We start from the raw sequence: 15035 nt of genomic DNA on the forward strand, positions 1-15035 counted from the left end.
GCGTCATGGACAAGCGCAACGATATGATCGCCGGGGCGGTCCGCGCGTTCGATGCCGGGGGTTTCCGGGGCATCGGCGTCGATGGGATCCTTGCCTCCTCCGGAGCCTCGACCCGTACGCTCTACAAGCACTTCGGCTCGCGCGACGGGCTGGTGCTGGCGGTGCTGGAAGAACGGCACCGCGACTTCATGAACCGGCTCAAACCGCGTAGCGGACACGCCGACCCCATCGGCGAATTGTTCGACACGCTGGAGCACTGGCTGACCGAGCATGGGGCACGAGGCTGCATGCTCCTGCGAGCCCGCAGCGAATACGCCGCTGCTAACGAGGATGTCGTCGCTCTCGTGCGGCGGCAGAAGGAAGAGTTCGAACGGGAGGTAGCCCGGCGCGTTGAGACGGTGCTGGGCTACGCCGATGGCCGCCTCGCAACACAGATCTGGCTTCTGTTCGAGGGCGCGACCGCGGCCGCGAGCGTTTCCGATCTCTCCGTCGTAGGCGCGGCCAAACAGGCGGCAGGCGTCCTGGTGGCGGCGGCGCAAAGCCGGTCGCGATGAGGGAGCGGATCAATTTCATCGCGGCCGCCTTCGCGCTCACCGCTCTGACCTATGGTCTGGGGCGCTTCGCCTATGGGCTCCTGCTTCCCCACATCCAGCAGGACCTTTCCCTGAGTGCCACGGCGGCCGGATGGATCGGGGGCAGCGCATTCGCGACGTATTGCTTCGGCATCGTCCTGGCGTTCGCGGTCGGCGGCCAGCTCGGCGAACGCCGTCTTGCGGTACTCTCCGGTCTTACTGCGACATCGGGGCTGGCGCTCGTCACGATCGCGTCATCGGGCTGGAGCCTAGGGGCGGCGATAGCGCTCGCGGGGCTGAGCACGGGGTTGACGTCTCCTCCGCTCGCGGCGGCGGTAGCGCACTGTGTGGAAGAGGCGGAGCGTCCCAAGGCGAACGGCGCGATCAACGCCGGCACGGCGGCCGGGATCATCCTGTCCGGCCTCGCGGTGACGGCGTTCCCCGGCGGCTGGCGCGAACTCTACGCTGTGTTCGCGGTGATCGGCGCTGCGGTGACGGTCTGGCTCTGGTTCGCCATGCCGGCGGCTTCCGGCGAACGGAGATCGGGCGGCCTGTCCGTCGAAGGCCTGACGCGTCCCGGCGTCGGGGGGCTGTGCGCCGGCGCGTTCCTGATGGGCGCCGCCAGCACCGCGATCTGGACCTTCGGCGCCAACATCCTGCGCAGCGACCTCGGGTTTGCCGATGGCCGGATTGCGCTCGCCTGGAGCGTCCTGGGTGCCGCCGGTCTCCTTGGCGCTGGAACCGGGCTTCTCACCCTCCGCTTCAGGATCGGTCCCGTCCATCGCATGGCATCGTTCGTCATGGCCCTGGCCTTGATCGGGCTTACCGCAGCACCCCTCGCTCCGATGATGGCCTTCGGCGTGATGGGACTATTCGGCGTCGCCTATATCGTATCGAGCGGCGCTTTCTTGTTGTGGGGAATCGCCCTGTTTTCCGACCGCCCCGATTTCGGCCTGGGCCTGCCGTTCCTGATGGTAGCGCTGGGCCAGACGGCGGGAGCCCCGCTGTTCGGAATTGTATTGGATGCGGCGGGGAGCGGGACGGCGCTTCTTTCCTTCGCCGCGATCATGGCAAGCGCCGCGTTTTGGGTGCCAAACGCTGCCTTGACGGGCGAACAGGAGGCTGCCCGGCCTGGGAACATGACGTCCCTTCCCGAGACGCCGGCGGATTGTCGTTGAAGACGGCGGGGGATCATTTTCCGCCTGCCGGCGGACTGGGTTTGCCGATGGCAGAGGCGGAGTTCGCAATGAGCAGTAATACCAGGGGCCGAAGACATTGACCAGCGTGGACAGTGCTTGTTGGGCCACGGCCCAACCTACAGGCTCCTGCTTCGTAAGTTGGGCCGTGGCCCAACACTTGCCGACCGCCGGTCAAACTCTTCGGCTCCTGGTAAAAGAAGGCGCAAAGCCGAACGCTATATTCTTCCTTCGAACCCCTTGCGCCCGCTGTTCAGCATCAGGCCTGTCGAACGCCGCTGAAGGGATCAAGCATCGCGACTCCGGTAGGTGCGAAGTCGGAAACGTTGCGCGTCACCACCGTCAGCCCGCTTTCAAGTGCTGTCGCCGCGATTGCGAGATCCATTCCCCTGTTACCGATCCGTGCTGCCAGCCGTCCCCAACGTTTGGCGACACCGATATCCATGCCTAAAATCTGGTTGCTATAAATCCGCAAGGTCGTGTCGAGCCAACGGCTAAGCTCCTCCGCGAAGCGGGTATCGATCTCCCGCTGTTTCTCGATGCCGAGTTCAATTTCGCCAATGGTCACCACGCTGATGAACAGGTCCGATGGCGCCACCGATCGAATCCACGTCAAGACCCCAATGTCGCGATTGCGCTTGCGAAATTCCGACAACACCACCGTATCGAGCAGATACATCAAAGATCCGGATCGCGGAGCGCGCCATTCAGCTTTTCAAACCCGCCGTCGTCAGCCGGCATGGCAAGCAAATGGTCGGTAAAGCCTGGTACCGTAAAATGATCCAGCCGCTTCAAGCGGTCGTATTCCACGGCATCGATTACGACAACCGTGGGTTTGCCGTGCTTCGTGACTGTTTGAGGCTCATGACGAGCCGCCGCGACGACCATGCTGAATCGAGTTTTGGCATCTTGGATCGACCATGAAGTCATTGCCGCACCATAATCTGGCCAGAATTTCTGGTCATATCATGGTGCCGTTCCCGCTTTCGGTCAAGTCGCGCCCTGAAACCGACGATCGGCTTGCGATCGACGATGATCCCTGCCCGATCAGGCGTCGGATTCCAGCATGAAGCTGATGAACGGATCGGCGGCGCTGCCGCTCCTGCCGGTTCGGGCAACCCGAAAGCCCGCGGACTGAAACAGCCTCTGCATATCCTCGACACCGCGGCCGATGAAGCGGACAGTCGAGGTGGAACGCTCGTCCGAGTTCTCGCGCTCGAAGGTCAGCGTGGCTAGGTGCAGCGAATGAGGCGTGGGTCCTGGTTTCCAGTCGTAGCGGCATCGGAATGCCTCACCATCATGCCGGTTTTCGACGGTAGCCGATAGGAATCCCGCAGCATAAAGAGCTTCCCAATCGCGGGTGTTCGTCAGCAGATATCCGCCGGTTTTCAGAACGGCCTTCATGCCGTGCAGGGACGTGGTGAGGTAGTCATCGTAGGATCCCTGCCCGATCCCGTCCGGAGCCGTGTAGATCGCGTGCGCGGCGATCACCACGTCGAACTTCCGACGCCATTCCGGGATCGAGGCGAGGTCTGCAAAGGACGAACACCGAAAGCGGTCGCCGGACAGTCCATGATCGGACGTCATGGCCCGGGCCGCCTCAAGCAGGCCTTCCGAAAGATCGGAGCCGTAGGCTGTCCAGGGACCGCCCTTTCCGACCGTCGGACCGCCTCTGTGCAGGGCAAGCACATCGTTGCCGATGCCGCAACAGGCATCCAGGACAGCGGCACCGGGCGGGACGTCGAGCATCCAGCGGTTCATCGCGTCGTCGCCAAGACGATCTCCCCTCACCTGCTCAGGCGAAAGGAGCGCCAGATATAGCCGGCCGATGTCCCGATATGCGTCATCCATGGCCGGACTCCCGGAACCTGACGGTCACGGATTGGTCTTTGAGTTCGCCGCCAGCCAGCCGTCGGCGAGGGATCGGTTTTCGCTCAGCCATTTGCGGGCGCCAGCCTCGGCATTGCCAGCCTGCTCGATCGTCAGCATGAGGGAGCCAAGTTGGGCGTCGCTCATATCCCAGGCATTCAGCCAGCCGAGGACTTCCGGAAAATCCTGTCCGAAGCCGGCGCGGCTCATGAGATGGATGTCGTCGCTGCCGCCGAAGTCGTTCTCGGTGTCTTCAAGATATTTGAGGTCGTACTGCGCGAAGGCCCAATGCGGGCTCCACAGGGTAACGACGATCGGGGCCTTGTCCCGGTAGGCCCGGGCCAGTGCGCTCATCATGCCCGTTTCGGACGAGTTGATCAGCTTCATGTCCAGGTCGTAGGTCTTCAGGACCTTCTCGGCCATCTGCATCAGAGAGGAACCGGGATCTATGCCGACGATGGCCGCCTGTTCCCCCGCCGCGGGGAAGTCGGTCTCGTGCTCGGACAATTCGCGGATGCTGTCGATCGAAACATAGGAGGGGACGACGAACCCCTGCCGCGTTCCCTTGTACCAGGAGTCATGGACCTCGATGGATTTGCCGAAGCGGTCCATGACCGACTTGTCTGTTTTGGGAAGCCATGTCTCGAGGCCAAGATCGATGTCGCCCCGGGCCAGTCCGCTGAACGCCAGAACGCGGTCGACGGACCTCAGCTCGGGCTGGTAGCCCCGTTCCTCCAAGAGGATCGTCCAGAGATTGGCGACCGCGATGTTTTCAGCCCAGTTCGTCATGCCGATGGTCATGTTCCGCTGCTGGGCGCTTACGGGATGCACGTTAATGGGATGCACGAGGAGGCCGAAGACCATGATCGTCGCGGCGACGACCGACATTATTCTACCCATCCCAAGCATCCTCCAATAGATCTACGATGTGTTTCCCGCGCTCGCCGACGATGCTGAAGACTTCATCCGGATTTAATCGGGTGTCTCTCCGAGAATGATGATCTCCAGCCTGCGCGGCCCATGGACTCCCTCGACCCGGTTCAGCTCGATATCGGATGTCGCGGACGGCCCGGACATGAAGGTCAGGGGGCGGGGAAGCGAGGTGCGAAGCGCCGCCACGGCTTCGGGCACCGATGCGACGATCCGCTCCACGGGAACGATGCAGACATGGAAGTCCGGCAGCAGGGTGATCGCCCGGCGCCCCTGTCCGACGCCGGCATCCAGGACGATGGTCCCGGTCTCCGCGATGGCGAGCGCGCAGCCGGTGACCACTCCGTCCACGGCATCCAGGTCGCGGTGGCCAAGTTGTCTGTGATCGCGGATGAACTCCGGCGGAAGCCATTCCTCCGGCAGATCGTCCGGGACGACGAAGCGCCCCCGCAGCCGTTCGAGCGCGTCCGCCAGTCCGGCAGCGTCGACCCGCAGCACGGTCGCCTTGTAGGCTTCGGCACGCTCGGCGAACCGGTCGACCAGTTCGGCTCCGTGCAGAGCGGCGGTTCGCCGGTAGCTCCGCGCGATGTCGATCTCGCCCGCCGGGTCGCGGGACAAGGCTTGACGGATGCGGCCAAGAACTTCCTCCCGTGCGGCGCTCACCGGCGCGTCCTCCACCAGTCGCGGAAACTCTGGGATGGAACGGCGGGCAGGTCGCGCGCCTTGGTCCACTGGCGCACCGGCCCGATCCCGCCGGTGATGTAGCCGTCGCTGGCGAACGGACGCTGGGCGACCCGCGCGATCTTCTGCGCCGTTTCCAGCAGTCGCGGATTGTCGAACATCCGGATCGCCGCTCCCATCGCCAGCTTCTCCAGGGTGAAGCCGCTCTGGGCCACCGCACGGGTCCGCAGATGCACCAGCACTTCGGGAATGTTGATCTTGACCGGGCAGACCTCGTAGCAGGCGCCGCACAGGGACGAGGCGTAGGGCAGCGAGGCGGCCGATTCCATCCCATGGAGCTGAGGCGTCAGGATCGCGCCGATCGGCCCCTGATACTCGGAGTGGTACGCATGGCCCCCCGTCCGGGAATAAACCGGGCAGATGTTCAGGCAGGCGCTGCACCGGATGCAGTTGAGCGTCTGGCGTCCGGTCCTGTCGGCCAGCACGTCGGTGCGCCGGTTGTCGAGCAGCACCAGATGGAATTCCTGCGGACCGTCGCCGGGCATCACCCCCGTCCAGAAGGAATTGTAGGGGTTCATCCGTTCGCCGGTCGAGGAGCGCGGCAGCAGCTGGAGGAAGACTTCCATGTCCTCCCATGTCGGCACCAGCTTCTCGACGCCCATCACGCTGACGAGGACCTGGGGCAGCGTCAGGCACATGCGGCCATTGCCTTCAGATTCGACGACGCAGATCGTGCCGGTGTCGCAGATCCCGAAATTAGCACCGCTGACCGCCATGGGAACGGTCAGGAACTTCTCGCGGAGATAAGTGCGCGCCGCGGCCGTCAGGTCCGACGGCCGGTCGGACAGCTCGGTCAGGCCGAGCTTCCGCATGAACAGTTCACGTATTTCCGCCCGGTTGCGGTGGATCGCCGGCACTAGGATATGCGAGGAAACGTCGTCGCCGAGCTGGATGATGAGTTCCGCCAGATCGGTTTCGAATGGCCGGATGCCGGCTGCCTCCAGCGCCTCGTTCAGCTTGATCTCCTCGGTCGTGATCGACTTGACCTTGATCACCTCCTTGACCGAATGACGCTCGGCGATCTCGATGACGATGCGGCTCGCCTCGGCGCCGTCGCGCGCCCAGTGGACCTGCCCGCCGGCTTTCGTCACCGCTTCCTCAAGCTGGACCAGATAGCGGTCCAGGCTGCGCAGCGTATGCTCCTTCAGCGATCGGCCGGCTTCGCGGAGGTCTTCCCAGTCCGGAACCTCGGCGACCACGGCGGCGCGTTTCGCGCGGATCGTCTGCGTCGCGTTGCCGATGTTGCGCCGGAGCTGGGTATCCGCGACGGCGCGCTTCGCCAGTTCCGGGAATGTGTGGCGTTCAGCGGCGCTCGCCATGGATGAAGTCCCCTTCGGTGGATGCCAGGATTTCCGCAAGGTGAACGGTGCGGACGCCGCTGCGGAGCCGGTGAAGTCCACCCCCGATATGCATCAGGCACGAGCTGTCCAGGGCGGTACAGATTTCGGCGCGGGTGCCGAGGACGGTCCGCATCTTGTCCGACAGCATCGCGACCGAGGTATCCTCGTTCTTGACCGCGAAGGTGCCTCCGAAACCGCAGCACTCCTGCGCATCGGGCAACTCGATCAGGTCGAGGCCGCGTACCGCCCGCAGCAGCTTCAGCGGCGCCTCGCCGACCTTCAGCGCGCGGAGCGAATTGCAGGTCGGATGGTAGGTGACCCGCCGGGGGTAATAGGCCCCGACATCCTCGACGCCCAGTTTCTCGACCAGGAACTGGGACAGCTCGAACACCCGCGGCACCAGATCGGCCACATCGCGCTTCAATGCCTCGTCGCCGGTGTCGACAAGGCTTCGAAGATAGGCAGTGCGGATGTTGGAAACGCACGACGAAGATGGCGATACGACCACCTCGGCATCCCGGAACGCCTTGACGAAACGGCGGATCAGGGGAATGGCCTCGTCGCCGTACCCGGTGTTGGAGTGCATCTGGCCGCAGCAGGTCTGGTTCTCCGGAAACTCGACGGTATGGCCAAGCCGCTCCAGTAGCCTGACGGTGGCGATCCCCGTCTGCGGAAACAGCGTGTCATTATAGCAGGTGATGAACAGCGCTACGCGCACGGGCGGTTTCCCTTCGGGTTGTCGGACAAGGTGCTGATCTCACCGGCTCAGGTAAGGTCAGGAGTGCTGTGGTCCAGGGTCCGCGCCGTCGGGGTCAGCGCCGTCGAGGCTCCTGTTGTGCTCGCGCAGGTCCTCCGTCATAGCGCCGCCGAACAGGGTCCAGGCGGTGAACGGCACTCCCAGAGCCGCGGCGTACCGGTCGACGTGGGAAGCGCGCTCGACATAGGCGGCGCCGGTGCCGACCATGGCCGCGGCGACCGCGGTGGCGCCGGTAATGCTGCGTTCACCGAAGAAGACCTTGCCCCAGCCGCTCGTCATGGCGATGTTGGCCGCCCAGAGCGCCAGCGCCGCATCGCGCTCGGGACTGCGAGGCTGCCGCATCAGCCGGTACGCCCCGATGCCCAGCAGCGTCGTGACGACGGGCCAAGCCGCGCCGAACACCGGGTCCGGCGGCTTGTAGGATGGCTTTTCGAGGCTTTCATACCAGTCCTTGATGTCAGGATGGGTCGGATCGGGACTGTAGCGCCGGCTGAACAGTCCGCTGAGAACCTGGACTCCGCCGACGATCAGGGCCGCTTTGCCCGGCGAAAGGGCATGATCCTTGTCACGGTACGCCTTGCGGTACCGCCGGTCGCTGCCGACGTCGGAACGTGCTTGCCGCGTGACCATCGTGAACTCCAGAAGCCAAATCGTCGTGTTGGAACAGCACGCCCGGAGTCTTGGTTCCGCCTTTCCGCGCCGGGCCGGATCATCCGTCGTCGTCAGGCCGTATCCGATGGATTGGAAATCGGAGCACTGGAAAAGCGGCGGTCGAGTTTCAGATCAAGGGTCTGGCGTTTCCGCCCCGCACCGTCGAAAGGCCCGCGATGCCGCACGATCACCGCATCCCCACCGGCTCCAGCCCGCTGGCCGTCAGCCGGCGCTCTCTCCTCGGCAGACTGGCGCTCGGCGGGCTGGCGCTGGGCACCACCGTGCTGCCCTGGCGCTCCGCTCCGGCCCAGACAGCGGCGCCGTCGTCCCGGCCGCTCGTCCGGCAGCCGCCGCAGGGCGAGTTCGTCATTCGCGGCGGGTATGTGCTGACGATGGAGCCGGGCGCCGCCGACCTGCCCAGGGGCGACGTGCATGTCCGCGACGGGACGATCGTCGCGGTCGGCGAGAGCCTCGCGGCGCCCGGCGCCGAGGTGATCGACGGCGCCGGATTCATCGTCTCGCCCGGTCTGGTCGACACCCACTGGCACATGTGGACCTCGCTGATGCGGAACATGGCCAACAGCGTTCCCGGCAGCGGCTATTTCCTGGTGGTGACCAGAACGGGATCGGCGTTCCTGCCCGAGCACATGTATGCCGGGACGCTGCTGTCGGCGGCGGAGGCGATCAACGCCGGCATCACGACCGTCCATGACTGGTGCCACAACATCCGCTCGCCCGAACACGCCCGCAGCGATGTCCAGGCCTTGAAGGATGCCGGCATCCGGGGGCGCTTTTCCTACGGTCCCTATCGCCCGCTGTCGCCCCGGCAACCGCTGGACGTCGCGGATTTCACGCGGCTGCATGACCAGTGGCAGGATTACGAGAACGGCGGGCTGCTGAGCCTCGGGCTAGGCTGGCGGGGCGTCCAGTCGGTCGTCCAGGAACCGGGCGGCACAGCCAAGCTGGTGCCGGGCGATCCCGCCGTCTACCGCGCCGATTTCGACGCGGCGCGGGAGCGCGGCCTGCCCGTTTCCCTCCATGCCAACTCGACCCCCGCCGACCATGGCCACGTCGCGGCGCTGGAGCGGCTGGGGCTGCTGCACGAGGGGTTCCAGGTCGTCCACGCCACCCACATCACGCCGGCCGAGGTCGAGGCCATGGCCAAGCGGGGCGCCGTCGTGACGCTGTCGCCCTTCTCCGAGATGACGATCGGCTACGGCGTCCCTCCCGTCAGGGCGTTCCTGGACGCGGGCGTTGCGACCGGCCTGTCGGTGGACACCACGCCGCTGACGGGAGATGCCGACATGATGGACATCATGAAGGTCACCCATAACCTGTTCAACGGTCAGGCCATGTCGGAATTCGGCACGACCGCGCGCAGGATGCTGGAACTCGGCACGCTGGAGGGAGCGCGCTCGCTCGGCCTGTCCGCAATCACCGGGTCGCTGGCGGCGGGCAAGCGGGCCGACCTGATCATGACCGCGATCCACGACCGCTCCCAGGGATTGTCGATGACGCCGGTCACGGACATGGCGCACATGATCGTCCACTCGGCCGGTCCCGGAGACGTCGATACCGTGATCGTGGACGGGAGGGTGTTGAAGCAGGGCGGCCGGCTGACCGCGATCGACACGGAGGAGGTCAAGCGCCGCGCCGCCGCCGCCAGCGATTTCGTCAGGAGCGCCGCACCCGGCTGAGATCCCGCCTATCGGCGAGGTTCAAGTGATGTCGCGAGCGTCGCCGGTATCACGTTCCTGAAGGTCCTGACGCACGAATTGCCAGAGCAGAGCGAAGCACGAGAAGAAGCCGACCGCCAGGAGGGCCGATGCCGGCGACTTCGTCTCGTCGTTGAGGCAGATCGTGACAACGGTCGACAGCAGGGTCACCGCGATCGCAACGGTGTTCGCGCCAAAGCGCAGGCGCTTGAGGGTGCAGTGGAAAGCCGGGGACATGCGCATCGGTTCCGGAGCGTAAATGGGTGGCTTGGCGAGAGGCACCCATTCTCGGACGGCGCGCTTAAGATATGATTGACGGATACCGGTGCGGGACCCCGGACACCCCGTCATGTCGGGGAACCGGCCTTCGCGGCCCAGCGGCCGATCGTGTGATATCTAGCAGGATCGAGGAACTCGGGGACGGTCGCGGCGAGGACGGTTCCCTCGAAGATTTCCGGCGCGGCCCCGCTCAGGGCGACCCTCACTTCCTCATCCTTGCCCGCCTCGGCAAGGGCGTCCGGATCGATCCACTTGAGCTGGCCCGCCTCGAAGCGGACATGGATGCGGCCCGTTTCCCGGTCGGCAATGTTGACCACGGGAAACTTCCGGATACACCGGCTGAGGAATTCGGTGTTGTTTTCCGCGGCCATCGCCGTCTGGTCCGGATAAACCTCCTCCGGCCCCTTCGCGTTGATGTTGATCTTCCGGTATCGCTCCAGGTTGAGTATGCACTTCACGTCGAGGATATTCATCTCGCCGCTCCAGCCGAAGGCAGCCGTGAGCGGTACTTCTCCACGAGGGACGCTGTTGTCCAGAAACTCGTAGTGAACGGGAACGTCCGGGTTCAGCGCCCGCCCGAACAGGATGTTCTGCATGCCGGTGAACGCCTCCACGTTATGCGCCAGCAGATCGTCCACGGCCTTGTAGCGGCCAAGTTCCAGGCCGCGCTGCCACGCGCGTTCGACGGTTTCCTGCGGGGGCGTGACCATCAGGGAGTAGCACAGCAGGTTGCCGAAACGGGATGGCAGGTGCTTGCTTTCATCCGAATCCAGCGCGAAGCTGTCGAACCGGAAGCGGTCGATCATGAGGTGCGAGGTCTGCTGCTTGTCGCCCTTGCGGACCAGATGCACGTCGAGCTTGCGGTCGATGATCGTGACTTCGTGACTGGTGAGCATCCCCGCGTATTTGTACAGCGGTCCCAGCGAACCGAAGTCGAGCAGAGCCCGTCTCCACGTATCGGGACTTATCAGCGCGAAGTCGTTCCACTGTATGCCCAGCTTCGCGGCCAGCTTCCTTTGCAGCGGCCGCATCGTGCTCTTTCCGGATGCCGATGCTCCCTTGGTCAGCATGGTGACGGGCTTGGCCTGATGGGGAAGCTCCCGAAATCCTTGCTGCTGTGCTACTTCATGAATTTTCGGTTCGAGATACCGGCTGATGACCTCGGCGCCATGGTCGTTGCAGGCGAGGTCGGTGGCGAGCGACGCCAGAAACGTGTTTTCACCCACGATACGGCCATGATGCAACCGGACGGCCGAGGCGACCCTTGCCAGCGAACGGTAAGCCGCCCTTTCCAAGGCCGCGTCGCTCGCATGCGCCCGCACCGCCCACTGGCCGACGATCCGCTCATCGCGGTCGCGCTGGCTTTCCACCGCAGGCCGATCCGGTTTCGCGGCCGATCCGCGGAACCATGACCAAAGACCGCGCGACGCCTTGCCTTGCCCGCTGGACGGGCTGGAAGAGCTGACCGAAGGACGGCCGAAGGCGGAAGCGAGTTCGCTTTTGATGAAGGTTTCCAGGTCGCTCCGCGTCCGCTTGTAAAGTTCGTCGATCTCGGACCGGTTCGGATCGACGGCCCGCTCCGACAGCGTTTGCGCCATGCGCCGCAGGTTCAAACCAAGACTGCCGACGCTGGCGTCCTCCGGGTCCGGTATTTCGTAATCGGCGGTGACGCGCACCAGCAGCTCATGCAGCGTCAGCCGTTCGGGCCGGAAGATCGCGAGGACCTCCAGAGGAAGTCCTGTGACGTCCCGGAGTTCCATCGCCCGGGTCAGATCGTGGAAGACATTCTCCGGCCGGAAGATGGTCGACAGCGCCAGCAGTTCGCGGGTGAGTTCCGACCGTATGCCCGGGTTCCAGGGGCCATGGACACGGTCGTCACTGTCGCGGTGAGTTCTCTGCATGGTTCCCCATATTCTGTCGTGGGACACTGCGCCCCGGAGCAGCCGCTCGTCCTAGAGCGGCTGCTCCGGGGCGTCGGATCGGATCAATACGCCGCGAAACAGTACAGCAGTCCGGCGCCTCCGGTACCCTTCAGCGCCTCCTGGCTGCACCCGCCCCGGCTCAGATGGGACGAGTTCCAGGACTTGGCGGGAGGGTCCTCGTTCAGCCCCCTGCGGTCGCTGTGGCCGACCATTGCGGCGCCGTCGGCGCCACTCTTCGTCCAATTGCCGCAGGTCCTGTCCTCGGTCCCGGCGAACGCCGTTCCGTCGGGCTGCGATCCGGTCAGGATGTCGTGCGTGTTCGGAGTGTCGCCACGCCCGTTGACGGCATCCCCTTTCTCGGTGAGCGCCGTTTCCTTGGTAAGGTTGTTGGCGTCGTGAAGATCGTTCACGTTCCGGGCGATGACCGTTGCCTTGGCATTCTGCCAAGGTCCCTGCCCGATGCGGTCACGCGCATTGACGGCGGGATTTCCGCCCATGCTCTGCGTGCTGAGATAGGCACGCCATGTCCGGCCTCCGGCTCCCGCCGCTTGAGCCAGTTTCTGGCAGTGCCGGTCGGCGCCTTCCAACCCGCCGAGATCGGCGCCCCGCCCGCTCCCGACGCTCGTGACGAAGAAGCTCATGCCGTCGTCGGCCTCGGCCTGGCGATCCATCGCGCAGGCACCCAGGCCTACCAGCAGCAGCGCCGCCGGCAAGCCAAATCGTGCAATACTCTTCATCTCGTTCCCCCCTTTTTTCACTCTTCTGTTTCTGTGGCTTCTGTTTTTGTGGCCGATTTCGCAGCCAGTTCAATCATCAGACAGTCTTGTCTACCTGCAAAGAGTTGATTTAGGAGGGGGAGTTGAATCGAGGCTATCGTGGACGCTGGAAACCCGTCCAGGTTCCTGTGCCAACTTTGGCTGCGACTGCTCTCAAGGCTGCGGTCGAAGTCGGTTTACTGCCTGGACTCGTCCCGCAGCAAACCTTCTGGCCCCACTTCCTTGATGTAGGGAAGGTCAAGCGTCGTCTTCATCGAGCGGGAATAGCGTACCCGGTCCAGTACCTTTTCGCGCGCCTTGAGCAGATGGGCACGCGCTTCCTGCGCAACGTCCGCCTTGTCGCGCCGCATCATGGCATCGACGATGCGGCGGTGCTCGTTGAAGAAAGGTTCTTCGTTGGGGAAGGCGATCTCCCGGCCGAACAGGTGTTTGCCGAAGATCATGATGCAGCGGGTCCGCTTGAGCGCCTCCACCAGCTCGGGATTGGGGCAATAGCTCAGGCAGCGGACATGCAGGTCCAGTTCCAGTTCGTCCAGGCCGTCCGCCGGCAGGTTGGGATAGCGCCGCAAAGCGTCGACCAGCCGACCGTCGACCTGTTCAAGTTCCTTCGTCGGGATCACCTCGGCCGCCTTGGACAGGGCGACGGGTTCCAGATGCTCGCGCAGTTCGTACAGATAGTTGACGCGGTTCTCATCGAGCGAGACGCTGTACCAGCGGGAACGCTCGTCCTTGACGATCAGTCCGTTGACCTGGGCATGCATCAGCACGTCGTGCGTTACGGTCCGGCTGACACCGTAGTGGCTGGCCAGCTCATGCTCGTTGATGCGGAAGTGGCCATACAGAGCACAGCGGATCAGCTCGCTTTCGACGGGGTCGTAGACGTTCTCCCATGCCCGCTCCTTGAGCCCTCCGGCCTCCCGGTCGTCCAGCCCGAGGGAGCGGGCGGTGATCGGTTCCCGGATCACGCTGTCCGCGCTGCCTCCGACGACGAAGCCCCTGCCATCGAAGCGGCTGATCATCCCTTCGCCATGCAATTCCGCGAAAGCCTGCTTGATCGGCCCCCGGCTGGATCCCGTAAGGTTCGCGACATGCGTCTCCAACAGAAGCTGTCCCTTAGGAAGCTTGCCGGAGACGATGGCGTCGCGCAGAAGCGATTTGATCTTCGCCGCCAGACGGGTGGTTTGCAGTTGCGTCGGTGTCGTCAGCATCGTCTTCAAACGGCCCTTCGAATCTCCTGTCGCAGTAGTCGTGCGAGGACCACCATCCGGCCAGCATACCTGCAACGAACGCCTGCCATCAGCAAAATCCTCGACACGGCATCAGCCGAAAGCCGTAATTTGCCGCCCCGGCCCTACCGCGCCCAGCGCAGAACCAGCGGATCGAGGCGTCTGGCCGTTTCCATCAAGCCGGCACGGGTCTGCGGATGAAGCGGCTGCAAGGGATGACGCACCGCCTCCGATGCGATCACGCCGCCTTCCTTCATCAGGGCCTTGGCGGCGATCAGGCCGGTCTGGCGATTCTCATAGTTGATCAGCGGCAGCCACCGGTTATAGGCATCAACGGCTTCCTCGCGGCGTCCGTCCCGATAGGCATCGACGATCTGGCGGATCCCGTCCGGATAGCCGCCGCCGGTCATCGCTCCGGTGGCCCCGGCATCGAGGTCGGGGAGAAGGGTGATGGCTTCCTCTCCGTCCCATGGTCCCTCGATCGCGCTGCCGCCAAGCTCGATCAGCTCGCGCAGCTTGGAGGCGGCGCCGGGCACTTCGATCTTGAAATAGGCGACGTTGGGGATTTCCTTCGCCATCCGCGCAAGGAAGGGCGCGGCCAGGGCCGTGCCGCTGACCGGTGCGTCCTGGATCATGATCGGAATGCCGATGGCGTCCGACACCATCCGGAAGAAGTCGAAGATGCCTCGCTCCGGCACGCGGATCGTAGCCCCGTGGTAGGGCGGCATGATCATGACCATGGAGGCGCCGGCCTCCTGCGCCCTGCGGCTGCGCTCGGCGCAGACCCTCGAGCTGAAATGCGTGGTGGTCACGATCACCGGAACGCGACCGGCCACGTGATCGAGGATGGTATCGATCAGGAGCGTGCGCTCATCGTCGGTCAGAACGAACTGTTCGGAGAAATTGGCGAGGATGCAGAGGCCGTCGGACCCGGCATCGATCATGAAGTCGGTGCAGCGCTTCTGGCTGTCCAGATCAAGTTCGCCGCGATCGTCGAAAGTGGTCGGCATCACCGGAAAGACGCCGCGGAAACGAGGTTGCGGATCTGCTGTCATGGGGTC

16 protein-coding genes are annotated in these 15035 nt (G+C 64.5%); 3 read left to right on the forward strand and 13 right to left on the reverse strand.

The window, feature by feature from the left end; all coding sequences use genetic code 11:
- The first annotated feature begins 5 nt into the window (after nucleotides 1-5).
- Nucleotides 6-554, forward strand: coding sequence for a TetR/AcrR family transcriptional regulator (locus N826_RS28585; protein WP_044434545.1), 549 nt, complete (start codon nucleotides 6-8; stop codon nucleotides 552-554).
- Complete coding sequence (locus N826_RS28590; RefSeq protein ID WP_052832216.1) at nucleotides 551-1750, forward strand: MFS transporter; 1200 nt, start codon at nucleotides 551-553, stop codon at nucleotides 1748-1750. Before N826_RS28585 ends, N826_RS28590 begins: the two co-directional genes overlap by 4 nt.
- A 277-nt stretch (nucleotides 1751-2027) precedes the next feature.
- Here the strand turns inward: N826_RS28590 and N826_RS28595 are convergent, their stop codons facing one another.
- The 8 genes from N826_RS28595 to N826_RS28630 all read right to left on the reverse strand — a co-directional run bounded on the left by N826_RS28595 (nucleotide 2028) and on the right by N826_RS28630 (nucleotide 8035).
- Entirely contained in the window at nucleotides 2028-2447 is a 420-nt protein-coding gene (locus tag N826_RS28595; protein ID WP_044434475.1) for a type II toxin-antitoxin system VapC family toxin, read from the reverse strand.
- Complete coding sequence (locus N826_RS28600) at nucleotides 2447-2698, reverse strand: type II toxin-antitoxin system Phd/YefM family antitoxin (protein WP_044434476.1); 252 nt, start codon at nucleotides 2696-2698, stop codon at nucleotides 2447-2449. Before N826_RS28600 ends, N826_RS28595 begins: the two co-directional genes overlap by 1 nt.
- Before the next feature lie 117 nt (nucleotides 2699-2815).
- On the reverse strand, nucleotides 2816-3619 hold the full coding sequence (locus tag N826_RS28605) for a class I SAM-dependent methyltransferase (protein WP_044434478.1): 804 nt from the start codon (nucleotides 3617-3619) through the stop codon (nucleotides 2816-2818).
- A gap of 24 nt (nucleotides 3620-3643) precedes the next feature.
- A complete protein-coding gene (locus N826_RS28610) occupies nucleotides 3644-4537 on the reverse strand; it encodes a glycine betaine ABC transporter substrate-binding protein (protein WP_063772335.1) in 894 nt (297 codons plus the stop codon).
- A 72-nt stretch (nucleotides 4538-4609) separates the two neighbouring features.
- Nucleotides 4610-5230 (reverse strand): LutC/YkgG family protein, encoded by a 621-nt coding sequence (locus tag N826_RS28615; protein ID WP_044434480.1) that lies wholly within the window; start codon nucleotides 5228-5230, stop codon nucleotides 4610-4612.
- Nucleotides 5227-6627, reverse strand: a complete 1401-nt coding sequence (locus N826_RS28620; protein ID WP_044434482.1) for a LutB/LldF family L-lactate oxidation iron-sulfur protein — start codon at nucleotides 6625-6627, stop codon at nucleotides 5227-5229. Before N826_RS28620 ends, N826_RS28615 begins: the two co-directional genes overlap by 4 nt.
- Nucleotides 6611-7366, reverse strand: coding sequence for a (Fe-S)-binding protein (locus N826_RS28625; RefSeq protein WP_044434484.1), 756 nt, complete (start codon nucleotides 7364-7366; stop codon nucleotides 6611-6613). The genes N826_RS28620 and N826_RS28625 overlap by 17 nt, the downstream gene beginning before the upstream one ends.
- A 57-nt stretch (nucleotides 7367-7423) precedes the next feature.
- Complete coding sequence (locus N826_RS28630; RefSeq protein ID WP_052832219.1) at nucleotides 7424-8035, reverse strand: TspO/MBR family protein; 612 nt, start codon at nucleotides 8033-8035, stop codon at nucleotides 7424-7426.
- Between the two features lie 197 nt (nucleotides 8036-8232).
- Between N826_RS28630 and N826_RS28635 the strand changes: the two genes are divergently transcribed.
- Nucleotides 8233-9753, forward strand: coding sequence for an amidohydrolase family protein (locus N826_RS28635; RefSeq protein ID WP_052832221.1), 1521 nt, complete (start codon nucleotides 8233-8235; stop codon nucleotides 9751-9753).
- Nucleotides 9754-9774: 21 nt separating this feature from the next.
- On the opposite strand, the gene N826_RS28640 is transcribed toward N826_RS28635, so the two are convergent.
- From N826_RS28640 to N826_RS28660, 5 genes are all read right to left on the reverse strand, one after another.
- Complete coding sequence (locus N826_RS28640; protein WP_147040654.1) at nucleotides 9775-10008, reverse strand: hypothetical protein; 234 nt, start codon at nucleotides 10006-10008, stop codon at nucleotides 9775-9777.
- 110 nt (nucleotides 10009-10118) lie between these two features.
- Nucleotides 10119-11951, reverse strand: a complete 1833-nt coding sequence (locus tag N826_RS28645; RefSeq protein ID WP_044434486.1) for a hypothetical protein — start codon at nucleotides 11949-11951, stop codon at nucleotides 10119-10121.
- Nucleotides 11952-12034: 83 nt separating this feature from the next.
- On the reverse strand, nucleotides 12035-12709 hold the full coding sequence (locus N826_RS28650; RefSeq protein ID WP_044434487.1) for a hypothetical protein: 675 nt from the start codon (nucleotides 12707-12709) through the stop codon (nucleotides 12035-12037).
- Between the two features lie 215 nt (nucleotides 12710-12924).
- Nucleotides 12925-13956, reverse strand: a complete 1032-nt coding sequence (locus N826_RS28655) for a GntR family transcriptional regulator (RefSeq protein ID WP_044434553.1) — start codon at nucleotides 13954-13956, stop codon at nucleotides 12925-12927.
- 143 nt (nucleotides 13957-14099) lie between these two features.
- Nucleotides 14100-15029, reverse strand: a complete 930-nt coding sequence (locus tag N826_RS28660; protein WP_044434491.1) for a dihydrodipicolinate synthase family protein — start codon at nucleotides 15027-15029, stop codon at nucleotides 14100-14102.
- Nucleotides 15030-15035: the final 6 nt, after the last annotated feature.

Origin of the sequence: Skermanella aerolata KACC 11604 (assembly GCF_000936425.1) — a bacterium.
GTDB lineage: Bacteria > Pseudomonadota > Alphaproteobacteria > Azospirillales > Azospirillaceae > Skermanella > Skermanella aerolata.